14 protein-coding genes are annotated in these 17,346 nt (G+C 52.1%); 5 read left to right on the forward strand and 9 right to left on the reverse strand.

All coding sequences use genetic code 11. The features are described from left to right. Window positions 1-55: 55 nt before the first annotated feature. The 5 genes from V3851_RS06105 to V3851_RS06125 form a co-directional block, all read right to left on the reverse strand. Complete coding sequence (locus V3851_RS06105) at window positions 56-673, reverse strand: hypothetical protein (RefSeq protein WP_331845634.1); 618 nt, start codon at window positions 671-673, stop codon at window positions 56-58. Between the two features lie 165 nt (window positions 674-838). Next, entirely contained in the window at window positions 839-1,411 is a 573-nt protein-coding gene (locus V3851_RS06110) for a hypothetical protein (protein ID WP_331845635.1), read from the reverse strand. A gap of 137 nt (window positions 1,412-1,548) precedes the next feature. Then, complete coding sequence (locus V3851_RS06115) at window positions 1,549-1,989, reverse strand: tyrosine-type recombinase/integrase (RefSeq protein ID WP_331845636.1); 441 nt, start codon at window positions 1,987-1,989, stop codon at window positions 1,549-1,551. Window positions 1,990-2,600: 611 nt separating this feature from the next. Next, window positions 2,601-4,598 carry an alpha/beta hydrolase family protein gene (locus tag V3851_RS06120; protein ID WP_331845637.1) on the reverse strand — a complete coding sequence of 666 codons (1,998 nt, stop codon included), beginning with the start codon at window positions 4,596-4,598 and terminating at the stop codon, window positions 2,601-2,603. A gap of 138 nt (window positions 4,599-4,736) precedes the next feature. Next, window positions 4,737-5,645 carry a LysR family transcriptional regulator gene (locus tag V3851_RS06125; protein ID WP_331845638.1) on the reverse strand — a complete coding sequence of 303 codons (909 nt, stop codon included), beginning with the start codon at window positions 5,643-5,645 and terminating at the stop codon, window positions 4,737-4,739. A gap of 115 nt (window positions 5,646-5,760) precedes the next feature. Here V3851_RS06125 and V3851_RS06130 point away from each other — a divergent pair, with 115 nt between their 5' ends. Further along, a complete protein-coding gene (locus V3851_RS06130; RefSeq protein WP_331845639.1) occupies window positions 5,761-7,065 on the forward strand; it encodes an amino acid permease in 1,305 nt (434 codons plus the stop codon). 119 nt (window positions 7,066-7,184) lie between these two features. On the opposite strand, the gene V3851_RS06135 is transcribed toward V3851_RS06130, so the two are convergent. Further along, window positions 7,185-9,839 (reverse strand): adenosylcobalamin-dependent ribonucleoside-diphosphate reductase, encoded by a 2,655-nt coding sequence (locus tag V3851_RS06135; RefSeq protein ID WP_331845640.1) that lies wholly within the window; start codon window positions 9,837-9,839, stop codon window positions 7,185-7,187. Between the two features lie 901 nt (window positions 9,840-10,740). On the opposite strand from V3851_RS06135, the gene V3851_RS06140 reads away from it, so the two are divergent. From V3851_RS06140 to V3851_RS06150, 3 genes are all read left to right on the forward strand, one after another. Further along, the gene (locus tag V3851_RS06140) at window positions 10,741-12,576 is read left to right on the forward strand and encodes a DEAD/DEAH box helicase (protein WP_331845641.1); all 1,836 of its coding nucleotides are present in this window, start codon (window positions 10,741-10,743) and stop codon (window positions 12,574-12,576) included. Window positions 12,577-12,583: 7 nt separating this feature from the next. After that, window positions 12,584-13,522 carry a YqhG family protein gene (locus V3851_RS06145; protein WP_331845642.1) on the forward strand — a complete coding sequence of 313 codons (939 nt, stop codon included), beginning with the start codon at window positions 12,584-12,586 and terminating at the stop codon, window positions 13,520-13,522. Window positions 13,523-13,666: 144 nt separating this feature from the next. Continuing rightward, entirely contained in the window at window positions 13,667-14,662 is a 996-nt protein-coding gene (locus V3851_RS06150; RefSeq protein WP_331845643.1) for a hypothetical protein, read from the forward strand. 66 nt (window positions 14,663-14,728) lie between these two features. On the opposite strand, the gene V3851_RS06155 is transcribed toward V3851_RS06150, so the two are convergent. Then, window positions 14,729-14,953 (reverse strand): YqzE family protein, encoded by a 225-nt coding sequence (locus V3851_RS06155; RefSeq protein WP_331845644.1) that lies wholly within the window; start codon window positions 14,951-14,953, stop codon window positions 14,729-14,731. A gap of 173 nt (window positions 14,954-15,126) precedes the next feature. On the opposite strand from V3851_RS06155, the gene V3851_RS06160 reads away from it, so the two are divergent. Beyond that, entirely contained in the window at window positions 15,127-15,849 is a 723-nt protein-coding gene (locus V3851_RS06160; protein WP_414859266.1) for an N-acetylmuramoyl-L-alanine amidase family protein, read from the forward strand. On the opposite strand, the gene V3851_RS06165 is transcribed toward V3851_RS06160, so the two are convergent. Both V3851_RS06165 and V3851_RS06170 read right to left on the reverse strand, forming a co-directional pair. Next, window positions 15,836-16,732: a divergent polysaccharide deacetylase family protein gene (locus V3851_RS06165; protein ID WP_331845645.1), complete on the reverse strand. Its 897-nt coding sequence runs from the start codon at window positions 16,730-16,732 to the stop codon at window positions 15,836-15,838. The genes V3851_RS06160 and V3851_RS06165 overlap by 14 nt on opposite strands. A gap of 38 nt (window positions 16,733-16,770) precedes the next feature. Continuing rightward, a complete protein-coding gene (locus V3851_RS06170) occupies window positions 16,771-17,289 on the reverse strand; it encodes a putative ABC transporter permease (protein ID WP_331845646.1) in 519 nt (172 codons plus the stop codon). Between the last annotated feature and the right edge of the window lie 57 nt (window positions 17,290-17,346).

Below are 17,346 nucleotides of genomic sequence, written 5' to 3' on the forward strand. Positions count from 1 at the left end.
GTTAACTGAAGTTGCTGACTTCTTCGATTTACTTTCAAAATTCAATCATTTGTTGTTAAAACTTCATTTTGTATTCTTTGAACATATAACCGGTTTTATAATATTCTATTAATATGACTCTCTCTTTGTAATTGACTTCATAGTAGACTCCTAAACCATATCTGCAAACATGTTCTGGTAAAGTCTTACCATCAAATGACCAAATATCATCATAACTATCTTTAGTCAAAGCTACTAACCGCGATCTATCATCATCTTTATCTTTTTGTTTCCTATTCGATTTTTTCATCTCAAGTGCAATGAGATTATCCTGCTCTATAATGTTGCCTCGACTATGAACAATTAGATCACAGTTTATCTTTACAATAATATCGTTAGGTCCATTTATGGTTTTAACATGAGTCTTTACTTTCCCGTTTTTATTGCGGTTGTACTCTACATCAACTTTATACCTTGAAAACTCTGATTTCTTAATTACTTCATATAAGTGAATCATAAGCGCTCCACAAAGTGTTCGCTCTGACACTTCAGAATTTAATAATTCTAAATCATTTTGAATGAAATTATTATTTGCTATTTCAAATATTTCTATCAATCTTTTTGTCATCTTTCCTCCAGATGGGTTTAGGTTTATTGATGTTTCAGCAATTTCGGTTAACGTTCCCGTATTCACGAACCCGAGAACCTTAAGCCCCAATGGGGCGGCCGCGACGCGGTTAGGTTCGTAGGGTTGTCTGCCTGCCCCAACTTCCTCGACTTTTCTTCTGGCAGACCCAGGGCTATATGGCCCGCAGCGTGAATGCAATGTTATATGATGTGGCAGCCCTCTCCGAGTAGTCTATTCAAATAAATCCCCTAGAAAATCCTTTTGCAACTTTTGTATACTTCCCTCAAGGAGACTTATAAACTTTTCAGCCTTTAGTTGGTATGTATTTACTTTATCTTTTATTAGTGTTATGTCTTCTGTTCCTATATAATCATTTTTCAAATCCCACAGAGCTTTATCCAGTTCAATTCCAGATTGTCTTATTATTATGTACAAATCACTATATTGTTTTATTACAACAATGCGTTTCAGATAAAAAGTCTCTAATGCACTATGGCACTTAATCCAAGTTTTTGTAATTTTCCAAAATCTCTCATCAAATTCTTTTGTTCTGACTTTAATATCAGTATTTAGGTATCTCTCATCAAATGGAATACTAAGAGTCCGAATTTCTTTTGTATTCTCAAGAAATTGAAACAGCAATTCTATAAATTCATCATTTGCTTTTAATCTTAAGTCTCTTTTGAATTTTTCGGTTTCATTTTTATATGCAGCCTTTCTCTGTCTGTTTACATTAATGAAAGAAACTAACAACCCGGTTATTGAAACTATTAAAGCAATATAAGAAATATTAATGTTTCTCATGATCTTTTTTTCCTTTCTTTTTATCTTGCTGCCATTTCACATAACGTCTTTTCTCCGAATTCGCCAATATCTCCAAAAATGCTTGATTTGCGATTTCGTATAATATTCCTTGTTTGTATATTTGACGCAAATGAGGTTTATTCCTTTTTGGCTTTGGATTTATTATCCATGATCCTATCTAATGGACTCTGGATTCGATTCAGATCCTTCCGGCTGACATGTGTGTAAATCTGAGTGGTCTTCACATTTGCATGACCAAGCAATTCCTGGATATGCCGTAGATCCGTCCCCCCTTCAAGCAGATGTGTGGCAAAGGAATGCCGCAAAGTGTGAATAGAAGCCCTTTTGGGGATGTCGGCTTTCCTTTTGGCCTGCTCGAATACATATTGTGCGGTGCGTTCAGAAAGATGACGGTCAATCTTATCTCCGCCAGGGAAAAGATAATCCGTTACAGCATGGGAATTCAGATATTCTCGCAGTATCTCTAAAACTGCATTAGAGAGTAGGCTATAACGGTCTTTTCCACCTTTACCTTGCCGGATATGAATGAGCTTTCGGGATGAATCAATGTCTCGCAATCGGGAGACGTACTACTTCACTTACCCGAAGCCCGGAGGAATATGCTAAAGTGAGCAGCAATCGATGTTTTAAATTTGAGGTTGATTCAAAAATAGCCATAACCTCTTGTTCCGAAAGCACGGTCGGAAGCGTTTTATTACGTTTGGGCCGAACCCAATGGTTAGGGATTTCTCGGATATTTAACGTATCTCGGAACAAAAAACGCAAAGCGCTAATCGCCTGGTTTATATATGAATGCGAATTGATTGTCGCATGAAGCGCTCTGCATGTCCTATATATGCTCTGATTGTTTTTTTGCTGTATCCTTTTCGTTTCATCAAATGCTCATATAGCTGTAATGAACGATAGTCATCAGGTGAGCATAGCGTGATTAACTCGGGATACGATTTATACAACTGATTGCCCTCAATGATAACGGGGAGCTTTTCAAATGCTGTTCTTCACGATCACTAATGGACATTTGCATAATCCCTCCCATTAAAAATTTTACACTTATAATCCGACGCTCCATTCTTTAACTAAAAAGAGACCACTGCCTGAGCAGTAGTCTCCAATACTTTTGGAACTAAATGTTTCCTTATTCACTGTATCCCTTGCGAATTATCTTCTATCACTTCTTCAAATACCTTTTAAACCACTCCGAAATCTCGGTCAGTCTGCGGATCCGGTGCTCCGGTTTCCCCGCGCGGGACAGCTCGTGGTTTTCGCCCTTGAACAGACATAGCCGTGAATCCACGCCGTGCATTTTCAAAGCGGTAAACATTTGCAGCGCCTCCGCCTGCCAGCAGCGGAAGTCTTCGTCGGAATGGAGAAACAGCGTAGGCGTTGTAACGCGGTCGGCGTATTTTAGCGGGGACTGCTCCCACATGCTCTCCAAATTGTCCCAAGGCGTCGATGCCGTTTGATCGGTTGCAAAATAATACCCGATATCGGTCGTACAACACATCGAAATCCAGTTAGAAATGGAGCGCTGCGAAACGGCTGCGGCAAAACGGTCGGTATGTCCGATAATCCAGTTGGTCATAAAACCGCCGTAACTTCCGCCGGTCACGCCGAGCCGGTTGACGTCGATCGCAGGATAAGCCGCCAGAACCCGATCCGTGAACTCCATAAGGTCCGAATAATCGATCTTCCCGTAACGGCCGCGGATATCGGCAAAATCATCCCCCCGTCCGTCGCCGCCGCGCGGATTGCTGAAGAGCACGAAATACCCTTCATTCGCCCAAAGCTGCATTTCATGGAAAAACACGGTCCCGTAAACGGTCTTCGGCCCGCCGTGAATATCCAAAATCGCCGGATAAGTTTGACTTGCGTCATAATTTTTCGGCAATAGCACCCAGCCATCAATCTCGATGCCGTCTTGATTTACAAACGAAAGCGGTTGAGGAGCGGCAACGTATTTGTCCCGCAACACTTCATCGTTAAAATGGGTTAGTTGGGTTTCCCCTCCCGTACGCAGGTCTAACCGGTACAGCTCCTGTAACCGCTGCCCCCGCATCCCGATAAACACGCAGGTATCGTCCAGCAGTGAAAAACTGTCAACCGAACCTTCCGCTTGACTGATCCATTCAATTTCTCCATTATAGGCGATTTTACAGAGCCGGGAGCAAGCGCGATCCGTCACGATAGAATAGATGGCTTCATCGGTTACGAGCCAGCTCCTTCCCTCGCCCAGCCTGCTGTCTGAACCCACTGTATTTCCTAAAGAAAGATCAGGATCGGCAAATCGCGTGATCTGCCCGCTTCGATCAACCACGGAAAAGGTAGGATTTTCGTTAATACTGAATTTCCGGCACTCCGATGCGGCAAAGACGATATCTTCCCCGCGAAACTCGGCGATATAGAATTGATATTTTCCAGCCGGAATGAGTTCACGGGTTTCGTTGCTAGTCAAGTCATAGGTCCATAACGACTCGGTCAGCTCCATTTTGGCGGAAAATTCAGTCCCCGCAAACAGCAATCGCAGCTTGTCTTTACTGCCTTTCAATAACGATACATTAAACAACTCGCCGCTGATCGGGAGAAGGCTGCCGTCCGCTGAATCAAACAGATACAGCCGGTTGCGCTTCTTATTGGTAATTCCCTCGCCGTTTTGCCAAAAAGGAATTTCGTCCAATACGGTATAGTCCTTCTCCGCCTCATAGGTTTTGCGGGCCTTCTCCTTATCTTCATCTGACAGACCTTCAAGGGAGGGAAGCTTGTTGTCATATGTAGCGCAAACGGCCCAGCGGCTGCCTCCAAGCGGCACCATTTCCGTGACCTGAAGCGGAAGCGTAAATGCCCTAAGCGCTTCACCGCCATCGATGCGAAGGGAATAGAAATGGGTTTGAGGCTCCAACGGATTCGGCTCCTTCCCCTTGGATTCCCGGTTCGCCTGAAACAACAGCGTCTCATCATCCAGCCACTGCACGGAACCGACATCCCCCATCCCCGTAAACTGCCGGGTTTTGCCGCTGATTACATCGCTGATCCATAAATCAGAAAGGTACCCGTTTTTCTCCGGATTGCTTTTCTTCACGCAAAATGCAGCGTTCTTCCCGTTTGGGGATAGTTGAACGCCGGATAGAAAACGGTATTCCGTAAAATCACCCAGCCGCAAAGCTTCCATTCCTTCCACTCCTTTTCCCGTGTTTTATCCATTTTACTACGCGTTTCTCAATAGCAGAAGCAACTTCATCATAAATAGACCTCCCCCGGTAATACCGGGAAAGGCCAATGAGGCTATGGCAGTCTGCAAAAGAACCGGTCAAATTGCCGCTTCATCCCGCCAACGTTCGGCACGCTCCTGGATCATATCGATAAACTGCGCCAATGCGGGCGATCTCCACTTTTTCCGGTGATAAGCGAGCTGCGTGGCTACCCGCTGGGATTCATCGTTCCAGTTCAGCTTGACCAGCTTGCCTTCCCTAAGCTCGCTACGGACAGTTATAAACGGCAGAAAAGACAAGCCCAAGCCGGACATGACGCACTGTTTGATCGCCTCAATGCTCCAAAATTCCAGACTGGGGTCGGGAAAAACGCCATGGCTGTTGAGTACATGCTCAAATAACGTGCGGTAAGAGCAGCCGCTTTCGGTATACAATATGGTTTGATCCTTAAGCCTGGCCGGCAAGACCTCCGCCTCATGCCGCAAGGGATGATCCGCCGGCGCAACCAGCGCCATCGGCTCTTGTACAAGCGTTTCGATATGCAGGTCCCTGTCCTCGACCTCCGGCTCCAACAAAAAAGCCACATCCAATCCTCCCGAACGGACCATGTCCCTCAGTTCCCAGCATTGTCCCGGCTTCAAAATGATCTGAACCTGAGGATAACGCAAACGGTATTCACGGATCACTTCGGGCAAACGGAAGGCGGCAAGCGATTCCGGAGCGCCGATTTTCAGGGAACCGGCTATTTCGGCCTCCATGTGCAGAGCATTTTTGGCCATGTCGTGGATCTTGGAAATCTCCTGCGCATAGGGAAGCAGCCGGCGTCCGGCATCGGTTAAAATAATCTTTTTGCCGATCCGGTCAAACAAAGGCAGGCCAATTTCGGATTCGAGCGTCTGGATCTGCGCCGTTATGCTCGATTGCGCATAATCCAGCTTTTGTGCGGCACGGGTGAAACTGCCTGTCTCGACCACCACCAGAAACGTGAATAAATGGCGGGATTCCATTTAGAGCCCTCCTTCCATCGGAATTTCAGATGGATTAAATTCAATAATTCTGTTTTTCCTATGGATTAATTATCTGATACGCTAGAAAAAAACACAAGGAAAGCAGGATTGCACAATGAACGAAACCTCATCTAAGCTACAACAGGGCATCGGCCTGCCGCAGGCGATTGCCCTTTATATCGGCGCCGTGCTGGGCTCGGGCGTATTGATCGTTCCGGGACTGGCGGCGGAAATGGCCGGGCCGGCCTCACTGCTCGCCTGGGGATTTATGACGCTGCTGATTCTTCCGATGGCTTTGTCCATGGGCTTGTTGTCCGCCAAATATCCCAACGCGGGCGGCGTCTCCCATTTCGTGACGCTGGCTTACGGAGAGCGGACGGGAACGCTTATCGGCTGGTTTTTTCTGATGTCGGTCCCGATCGGTGCGCCCGTTGCCGCTTTGACCGGAGCGGGATATCTGACCGCCGCGTTAGGTTTAGGCGAAGGAGCCAAAATTGCTGTTGCCGCTGCAATGCTGGCTATCGGCCTCTTCACCAATTGGATCGGCATGCAATTGGCCGGAAAGATACAAATTGCCGTCGTCATAGCGATCGCGGCCGTATTGATCTTTTCCTTCGCGGCGGCGCTGCCGAGGATGGAGAGCGTTCACTTTACGCCGTTTGTGCCTCACGGGTGGCTTAGTGTCGGACAGGCGGCATCGATGCTGTTCTGGTGTTTTATCGGCTGGGAAGCCGTGTCCCACATGTCCGAGGAATTCAAAGATCCGCAAAAAGCGGCGATCAAAGGGGTAACCGCCGCCGCCATAATCGTAGGCATATTATATTTCATGTCCGCTTTGGCTACGGTCGGTACGCAAAGCTATTTGAAGAGCGGTTCGGAGTCTTCGATGGTCTGGATTATCAGCCAGCCGCTGGGTTCCTGGGGAGGAATTATCGCCGGGGTTACCGGGCTGTTTATCTGTATGGCCAGTATCATCGCTTATTCCGGGGCAGCCGCCCGGGTCGCCTACGCAATGGCCCGCGAGGGAAAAGCGCCCAAATGGTGGAGTATGCTGTCCTTGCGATTTCATACGCCGGTGGGAGCACTGATTTTCCTCATGCTCTGTTTCGCGGTTGTAATGCTGCTCTACGGAACCGGAACGCTATCCCTGGCCACGCTGATCCAGTTTCCAAACGCGACATTTATTCTGACCTATATGGGCGGCTGCGCGGCCGGAATCCGTTTGCTGAAGGGCAACCGGGCCGGCGTTGTCATCAGTTGGATATCTTTTGCGGCCACGGCCGCCGTATTTCCGTTTACCGGCTGGGCGATGATTTATCCGCTGCTCATTACGCTGTTCTTTCTGTTCTTCCAAATCCGTGGCGGTAGACGGAGGCTTGCTTCAGGCGATGCGCAAACAACAAAAGAGACCACCGCTTAAACGGTGGTCTTCAATCTTTATGGAACTAAATCTTTTCTATTTAATATATGGCGTATCTTTGATCTAACCTTTTTCATTAACTATTTATATATTTGTAAAAACATTTTCGCTTATAAACCTTACGAGCACTTACTATACCCGCAGTTGCTGCAGGTTTTGCAGCCCTCGATGTTGATCAGCGAGGCGGAGCCGCAGGACGGGCACAGGTCGCGGGAAGTCGCCGCCGCGCCGTGATGAGCATGCGAGCCTCCGGCAGAACCCTGATTCGCCGCATGATCATGATCCTCATGATGCGCCACAGTAGCGGCGACCGGAGCCGGATCATGGCCGTCGTACGGGCCGTTTTGCACATGGGTTTCCAGCGCTTTCGCCACCGCGTCGGCGATCGATTCCACGCGATTCGGGCCGAAGCCGATGGCGCCGGAGCCGCCGATGCCCTTCAAGTGCTTGATCAGCAGCTCTACCTTGTGGCCGTGATCGCCGTAGCGCAGGAACAGGGAGCATACGCGGCCCAAAGCTTCCGCCATGGCGAATACGTCGGAGCCGGCCTTCCCGACATTCAGGAAGATTTCGCTCGGGATGCCGTTCAGATCGTTAATCGTGATATAAGCCATGCCGAACGGTGTATTGATCTTGTAAGTAGCGCCGTGAAGCACTTGCGGGCGCTTCTTGTATTGCTTGTCGAGAACCGGCTTCTTCTCGGCTTCCTCGGAAACCGCCAGGCTTTCATTCAAGCCTTCCAGCGTCTCCAATTCCGCCTCCAAAGCGCCTTCCCCGATCGACGTGTCGACAGATTCCCCGGTATCCGTTGCCGTTTCTGCCTTGGCTTCGGCTTTATCTTCTTTCTTCTCCGTTTGCAGAACTTGCGTATCGCGGCTGCCGTCGCGGTAAATCGTTACGCCTTTACAGCCGAGATCGAACGCCAGCTCATACAACCGTTTCGTGTCTTCGATCGTGAAATCGGACGGGCAGTTTGCCGTTTTGGAGATCGAGCTGTCGACCCAGCGCTGGATGGCCGCTTGCACCCGGATATGATCCTCGGCGGACAGGTCCATCGCCGTGATGAAATAATCCGGCAGCTTCTCGCCCGGATGGGCGTCCATCCAATCCTGCGCGATCGGCACGAACTGCTCGTCGAAGCCGAGGCGGCTTTGACGGTAATATTTAAAGGCAAAGTAAGGCTCGATGCCTGTCGAGGTGCCGACCATCGTCCCCGTGCTGCCGGTAGGCGCCTGGGTGATGATCGTCACGTTGCGGATGCCTTTTTCAAGGACGGCCTCGCCGACTTCAGGGTACACTTCCGTCATATTTCTCATAAATCCGCTTTGCAAATATTTGTCCGCTTCAAATGCCGGGAACGAACCCTTCTCGGCCGCAATGTCGGCGGAAGCCAGATACGCTTCCTTCGCGATGAAGCCGTACAGTTTATCGAGGAAGACGAGCGATTCCGGGCTGCCGTAACGGATCTTCAGCTTGATCATCAGCTCGGCCAGACCCATCGTGCCGAGGCCGACGCGGCGCTCGTTCTTCTGATTCTTCTCGTTTTGTTCGAAATGATACGGCGTCTTGTTGATGACATTGTCCAGGAACCGCACCGAATAGCGGGTCGTGGTCGCCAGTTCGTCCCAAGCGACGTCATTTGTTGCTTCATCATAAAACTTGGACAAGTTCATCGCCGACAGGTTGCAGACGCCCCATGCCGGGAGCCCTTGTTCGCCGCACGGATTCGTGCAGATGATCGGGTTGAAGTACCAGCTGTTGGACATTTGATTGTAATATTCCATGAATACGACGCCCGGCTCGGCCGATTTCCAGGCGGATTCCATAATCGTGTGCCATATTTCGCGGGCTTTCACCGTGCGGAAATGGATCACCTTATGGCCGGCCGCTTTCCATTTCTCCAGATCGCCGTCCCAAATTTCGTTGTAATTTTCTTCGGTCGTGTCCGGGAATACCAAATCCCAGTCAAGGTCTTCCTTCACGGCCTTCATGAAATCGTTGCTGACGCAAACCGACAGGTTGGCATTGGTTACCTGGCCCATCGTTTGTTTGACCGTAATAAAATCGAGCAAATCCGGATGCCAGTCGTTGATCATCAGCATCAGCGCGCCGCGGCGGCTGCCGCCTTGCTCGATCAGGCCGGTCGTGTAGCTGAACAGGCCGCCCCAGGATACGGCGCCGCTAGACGAACCGTTGACGCCCTTCACGACGGCGCGACGCGGACGCAGCGAGCTGAGGTTAATTCCGACGCCGCCGCCGCGGGCCATGATTTCCGTCATTTCAGACAGAGTTTCCATAATGCCGCCGCGGCTGTCTTTCGGCGACGGGATCACATAGCAGTTGAACAGCGTCAGTTCATCGCTCGCGCCCGCACCGGCCGCGATCCGGCCGCCCGGAACCAGCTTCCAGTCGTCCAGAATATAGCGGAACTTCTCCGCCCACTCCGCTCGCAGCTCGGGCGTTTCCTCCACCGAAGCCATGGCGTTCGCCAGGCGGTCCCACATTTCTTCCGGTGTTTTCTCGATATTCAGCGTCAGCTTCTCGACGTCGGACTCCACGAGCTCGCCTTTGCGCGTCTTGACGGTGACGGTCCGGCCGTTACGGGCCACGACTTCGCCGACTTCCTTCGTCGGGAATTTCGGATCGTCTTTCGTCAGGACGAGGACCACGTCGCCTACCTTGGCATGGCTGGGATCCGCGTCTTTCCACGCGTACCGGTCCAAAAAGATTTTCTCGCTAAGCCCTTCCAGGGTCTGTTTCTGCACAGTTTTCAAAGAAAACACCCTCCTAAAAATTTTGTTGAACATATGCTACAAGAATTGCTTCGAAACAAAACTTGCTTCGAAAGCATAAGCTAAATTTTGTTGAACGAGAACCTCTCCGCCCCTCTACCTCTTAAGCCGGGTTCAAGCGGATCAAATTTGCACATAGCGGCATTTTAGGACACTATTTCAATCACGCTATTTCAGCCGTTTCCCTAAAAAAACGAGTAAAAATCGCCATTCTTGTCCAAATAAGCTCCTAAAATGCCGTTATATTCTCGAAAATTGCCCCATTCCTGCGAATAACGGTCGAATTGGCCCTTTTTCTTATCCTTATCCCGCCAATACATCTACAATCCGTATTCTCGCTCGCATCAACGGAACCGGGAGCGTTCAGCACCAATTCCCCCCTACCGTAAAGTGTTCGCAATTTCCAGCCGAAACAAAAAAATATCGGTTACTCTGGCGGGAACCATATCGGCCGAATCAGGCCGAATCAGCCATATTTCAAGCTCTTTTTGGCCGTTTTCCCTACCAAACTATAACCGTCATACACACGAAAGAAACGGTATATAATATGTAAAATCACAACATATTGTGTGCGATTACCATTATACTATACAATATCTCGTTGTCACAGCAATTGAAGATGAAATTTTAGCCTAAAAAATGGGCCAAGCCCTTAAGATCATCATTTTACTCCGAATTGCTCCTTTTTTCGACAGCTCCACATGAAACGAGACTGAAACAATTTCCAAATCGGCTCCCCGCAAGCCTCCTGCTCACCGCCTCTTCCACCCGACGCAAAGCCGCCGCAAGGTTATGAAGATTCCTTTTTTCGTCCATACTACACCTAACTCTGCAAGAAAAAAGAAACGGCCTCAGCCGCTTACGATAAGGGAGGTTTTACATCATGAATCCGCATCCTCCAGGTTCCGCCGCGGATCGCCGCGCCGATTATGCCGGACCGGAAGCCAAGGCCGGTGCCGGAGTCGAAGCCGTCAATGCCGTTCCGGTCCAATTCGACCGTAGCTGGTACGACGATCTGGAAGCCCGTATGGACAAGGGCGGCCCTTGGGACGATTGGAAGCTGTTCAACCTCGCCGGCGAGGCCGAAGCGGCTTCGCTCGTAACGAGCTTCGAAGAGATGCTGTGCCTCAAGCACCTGCCGGAAGAGCAGGTCACCCCGCTGCCGCATCAGACCGAAACGGCCCGCAAAGTGCTGTTCGAGATGCGCGGCCGGGCGATACTGGCCGACGAGGTCGGACTCGGCAAGACGATCGAAGCCGGACTGATCCTGAAGGAATATATCATTCGCGGACTCGTCCGCAAAGCCCTCATTCTCGTTCCCGCCTCCCTGGTCCTGCAATGGGTGCGCGAATTGAACCAGAAATTCGCCATTCCCGCGATCGCGCAGAAGAAGGAGCATTCCTGGCAGAACGACATCGTCGTGGCCTCGATCGACACCGCCAAACGCGACCCGCACCGGGAGATTTTGCTCGGCAACGAATACGATATGGTCATCATCGACGAAGCCCATAAACTCAAGAACAAAAAAACGACCAACTACCAGTTCATGCTCAAGCTGCGCAAGAAATACTGCCTGCTGCTCACGGCCACCCCGGTGCAGAACGATTTGAGCGAACTGTTCAATTTGATCACCCTGCTTAAACCGGGACAGCTGGGCGGGCAGAACGATTTTGCGGCCAATTTCGTATTCGACAAAAGAGTGCCGAAAAACGAAGGCCAGCTCAAAGGCGAGCTAGCCAAAATCATGATCCGCAACCGCCGCGGCGACGGCGGGCTGGAATTCACGAAGCGCAATGTCAAAAATATCGATGTCGAGCTTTCGCCCGAAGAAATGAAATTATACGCCGGGGTCACTTCCTTTGTCAAAGACCAATATAATGCAGCCGGCGGCGACCTGAACAGCATGCTTTCGCTCGTTACCCTGCAACGAGAAGTGTGTAGCAGCCGGGACGCGGTCTTCGTCACCCTGGTCAACCTGTCCAAGAAGCTGGCGCCCGATTCGCCGATTCGCGATAAAATCTGGGAGCTCGTCGACTTGATCAAAATGATCAAAGCCAACAGCAAGGCGGAGAAAACGATGGAGCTCATCCGCGGCATGGAGGGAAAGGTAATCGTGTTCACCGAATACCGCGCCACCCAGGAGTATCTGCTGAAATACTTCCGCGACCGGAACCTGACGGCGGTCCCTTACCGCGGCGGCATGAACCGGGGCAAGAAAGACTGGATGATGGACCTGTTCCGCGGCCGGGCCCAGGTCATGATCGCCACCGAAGCCGGGGGCGAGGGCATCAATCTGCAATTTTGCCACCAGATCATCAATTTCGACCTGCCCTGGAACCCGATGCGGGTCGAGCAGCGGATCGGACGAGTGCACCGGCTCGGCCAGCAGAATGACGTCCATATCTACAACCTGTCGACCAAAGGGACGATCGAGGAGCATATCCTGAACCTTCTGCATGAGAAAATCAATATGTTCGAGATGGTTATCGGGCAGCTCGACGTTATTTTGGAACGGTTTGAGAAACAGGATTCACTGGAAAAAAGCATCTACAAAATCCTGCTGGAATCCGGCACTGAAGCCGAAATCGCCAGCCGGGTCGATTCGCTCGGCCGTTCCCTGCACTCCATCCGCGAGGAGCTGGAAGCCGAGGCCGGCATGGGCAGCGGCGAAGCGGACAGCGGGAGCGCCGGACTCGAAGAACGGCTGATGGGAGGTTGAGCTACCTTTGAGTATGACACAGGAACAGATCCGCGAGTTCGTCATGACCTATCTGGAATCGACGGAATGCCAATTCCTCGAGAAATCGCCGTACCATGTCACCGTCAAGCTGTCGCCCCGCGCCGACCGCGAGCTGACGAACCGCCCCTATTACTGGGGCTTTATCGAGCGGACCGGCACGCCGCCGGAGACGATGACCTTCTCGTTCATTTTTGACGCCGAGCGCCACCGGAATATGCAGCAGGCTTCCGAGGCGAACAACGCCGCTCCGGCGCAGGAGGATCCTTTGCTTGCGCGGCATTTCGGCGCGGTGAGGCCGCTGCCCATCCTCGGGCCGGGGCGGATCCAGCAGGAGGAGCTGTACTTCGGCAGCCCGCGGCTGAAGCAGATTTTTGCCGCCGCGAGACAGGGGGGACGGACCGTGTACCTGTTCGAGGATCCCGGCCCAAGGCAGCGGTCCACCCTGCTTCCGGCCGCGTACGAGCCTTGGCTCGGCGTTCGCTACAAAATCGATTTTTGCTGCGATATGAAGCGCGAGGAGCTGCATTTCATCGGCGTATCCCTGTTGACCGGGCGGATCGACGAAGATTTCGGCGCAAGGCTGAGCGGCAAAGCGCTTATCCCCCGTATGCCGGAAAATATGCACATCGCGCCGAGCAGCTTCTCGCTTCCCCAAGGCCGGCAGGCGCTGGAAGCGAGAATCGGCGAGATCCTGCAGAGCTACGACAGCTCCTGGGCCGACGAGGCCAGGGACAGGCTCGGCGAGGAGCTGGCGCTGATCGACGCCTACTATAAGGACCTGCTTAACGATCCGGACGAAGAGCGAAAGCTGGCCGTACTGGAGCAGTATGAAGCGCGCAAAGGGGAAATCCGCTGGCAATACGAGCCGAGAATTGTCGTATCGGCTCTCGGCAGCGGCATCTTTCACCTGCGTTCGCCGCGATGAGCAGAGGCTGACCCGGCTCGCTAAAATAACGCAAAAATAGAAGCTTCCCCGGGCCCGGCCGCGCGACAGATTACAGCACACTTTTCAGCCTGTCCCGGGCTACAATGGACAAGCAATCGATATGAAGCGTGAGGTGATAACTTGTTGAATATTTCAGCCCAAACGGGGAAAATCATAAAAATTTTGCTTTGTCTGGGGGTATTGAGTACAGGGAGCGCCCAGCTCCAGACCGCCTATACTTTCGCCGCAACAGAGGACGCGCCGGCGCTGGCGGCGACAGGCAAAGAGGGACCGGCCGCGCCGAAGGAGCTGCGGAATTTTGCCGCCCGCGCGATCGAGCAGCTGTCCCAGGCCGAGCCCTTTACCGGCTGGGCTCATGCGGACACCGTCATCGAGCCGCTCGGGCCCGGCACGCACAGCTGGCTGGTCACCGTCCGCCCACGGGCTTCCGCTCCCGCCGACAACCCGGCGGCGGGTTACCTCATTATTTCCGCCACGCCGTCGGCAGGCGAATACAAGCTTGTCGAATACGGCCTCGGGCCGCATTCGGTCTTTGCCGCTCCGGCGCTGGAATCCGGCCTCGCCGGGCTTGGGCTTCCCTCGCGGGGCGCCTCCGGCCACACCGTTACCCCGGTCTACGGCGGTCCCGTGCTGGCGGAGTGGATGATCACGCTGGCCGGCAAGCCCGGGACCGTCCATTTCCTCGACGCCGTGACCGGGGAATTGCTGCCGGAGACCACGGGCAGCTGGAACAGACAGGCGGCCCGGTACGTCCCGCCGACAGAGGCGGCCGGGAGCGGACAGTCCGCCCTAAAGGCCGGAGAAACCGTCCGGCTTGCGGAGCCCTTCGATCCGTACGGCAATATTTTATGGATGGCGGGAGATGCGTTCGACCTGAGCCAAAGCAATTTCGAACAATTATTGAAAGCTAACCGGCGCCTGGTGTTCGCCGCTACCGGCGCCGACCGCACTTATAATATCCCTTTACCGATTTATGGCTATCAGAAATGGAACGACGAGACGGGCAGCGGCATCTCTGCGATCTATGCGCTTACCGGTACGAAGAACTCCGGCAGATGGATCGCCCTCGGTGCGCTTGAAGATAGCGGCGACTTTGTCGTTTACCCGGAAACGCCGTGATAGAAAAAAAGCAGCAGACTCCGCGCTTTGGAGTCTGCTGCTTTTTATTTCCGTTCGCTTGAATAATTATCCTTGCTTCACGTGACGCGAAGTCTGCTTCTCCCGCTCGCGCCGGCGTGGAATTTTCCCGACCCACAGCGAGAGCGAGATCGGGATCAGGCCGAACCAACGGCTGCTCCAGGGTTCTTTTCCCTTCGAGCGCTCGCGGCGGGCCTCCCGCGGCGTTTCCACGTAATCGACAACCCGTTCCGTGATGTACTTTACCAGTTCGTCGCCTTTAATCGTAGCCATTTTAACCGTTCCCCCTAAAGTACACAGTATCGTATCCACAACTGTAGTTTGCTCAAATTATAGCCATTGTAAACGGCGCTCGACGCGGATGCATGTTTTTTCAGCCAAACGCTCAAGCTATATCCGAAACAAATGCTGATCATATGAAGCCGAAAAGGGTGAGAATGGACACCATGATTATTAAACGAATCGCATTCCTGTTCGCCGCCGCCTTAATCGGGCTAAACATATGGAATTGCCCCGCTTCCACCTCTTCACCGGCGGCGCCTTCGGTCGGAGGGAATGATTATGATTTTCGCCATGCCTTCCCCGAACCGGTCATTTTGATCGATGCCGGCCATGGAGGAATCGACGGAGGTACTTCCTACGGCGATATTCTGGAGAAGGACATCAACCTGGCGATCGGGCAGCGCCTTTATATGGTAATGAGAAGCCACGGTTACCGCGTCATTCTGAACCGGACCGGAGACTATGCGCTTAGCGATGAAAACCGCTGGCTGAACAACCGTTCCCGGCATATGAGGGATCTCGCCCAACGGAAAGAACTGAGTGAACAGGTGCCCTCTTCCATCGTCGTCAGCCTGCATGTCAATTGGGGGCGGAACAAGACCAAACGAGGCCCGCTGGTGCTGCACCAGGATGAAGGAAGAAGCGCGTTGCTGGCCAACTCGCTTCAGCATTCCCTATGCGATCTGTACGAAATGCCCAGCATCCGGATTCCCGAATTGGGCAAGCCTTTTTATCTCCTGCGGCATATCGACTCGCCGGCCGTCATCGTGGAAACCGGATTCCTCAGCAACGCCGAAGACCGCGCCATGCTGATAAGCGCGCGCGGTCAGCAGAGAATCGCCGAGGCGATCTATCAAGGCATTGCCGAATATTTCACGGTAATGTAAATCCCGGGCGCGAATGGGTTCCGGGAATGTAATATTCCCGGGCCAATTCCGATATGCCGACAAATTTCACTCCCTTGGCCTTCAGCTCGGGGATAGACTGCTGCAGCGCGGCGGCGGTAATCTTTCCTTTTACCCCTACATGCCCGATCGCCACGCATTTTCCTTTCTGATCAAGCAATTCCTGCACCTTCCGCAATTGGCCGGTAATATGGCGGATACTATGCACATCATCCAGAAAGATATCGTTGTTAAGGTCCGGCAGTCCCTTGGAAGCTCTTAGCTCCGAAGTGATTGACCAGTAATTCGTTTTACTGTCGACAAAGAACAGCCCCCGTTCCATGCAAACCTCCAGAATGATCCCCATAACCCGCTTATCCTCCGTAATTTTGGAGCCCATGTGGTTATTGATCCCTGCGGCATACGGCACATTGTCGATCGCTTCTTCCACTTTGCGGCGTACTTCTTCGTCGCTCATCTTGGATAGGATCGCCCCCGGGCCTAGCCATTCGGCCCTGCCCTGTTTCGGCTCCATCGGAAGATGCACGATCACATCGTGTCCCCGCTCATGAGCCCGCTTGGCGTCCTCCGCCGTCGTCCGCATAAAAGGCATCACCGCCACCGTCAGCTTGACCGGCAGGTTGATCATGTCTTCCGTCCCGCCCATGGCGTTACCGAAGTCATCGATTATGATCGCAAGCCTCCGTTCGGTTTGAACGGACGGCTTGTCCGGATTTTGCTTTGGAATGGGATTCGATTCGGGGGACGCATGCGCAACCGTCGCTAAACCGCCTGGAGAAGCCGGCGACACCAGCGCCAGAATCAGCAGAAGGCAAAATGGCACCCATGTCCGGTTTGCAACGCTGCGTTTTTTCCAATACCGCATTTACTCACCTCATTTAAGTTTATCTTCGCTTGGTAAAGTCAAACCGGGCTTTGCTTCCATTCGCTTCTTCTCACCTTGAAGGTCCAGGTCAAATCGGCCAGAAGCAGAAGCAGCAAAATCGGTCCCGCTATATCCCAAGCCGGTTTCAGCCCGTTGTAGATCCGCTCCATGTAAGGATGAACAAACCGCAGCACCATCACCGAAAGCAGCCCCCAATAGAGCGAGAACCGCAGACAGATATGGCCGTGAAGCTGAAAGCGGTGACCCGAATAATTCCAAAACCTGCGTCCGAACAAACCGAGCAGCAGATAACCGCTCAAATATTCCACCGCCGTCGGAATCACGATGCACAGAACCAGCAATGAAATCCAGTTTCGAACCGTTCCCGCTAACAACAGCAACAGCAAAGGCGCAAAGCCGTACATCGGCTTATAAGGGCCTTTAAGAAAACCTTCCTTCCAGAACACGCCTGTCGTTACATAGCTGTATACATTTTCCAAAACCCAACCAAGCAGCGAATAGGCCAGAAAATAAAAAAACGACTCCGCCAGCGTCATCCCGTCACCAACCGCCTTTCCAGCAAAATCTAAAGTTGTCATCTTTTTTATTATGAC

It is taken from the genome of Paenibacillus haidiansis, from assembly GCF_036553665.1.
Classification (GTDB): domain Bacteria; phylum Bacillota; class Bacilli; order Paenibacillales; family Paenibacillaceae; genus Fontibacillus; species Fontibacillus haidiansis.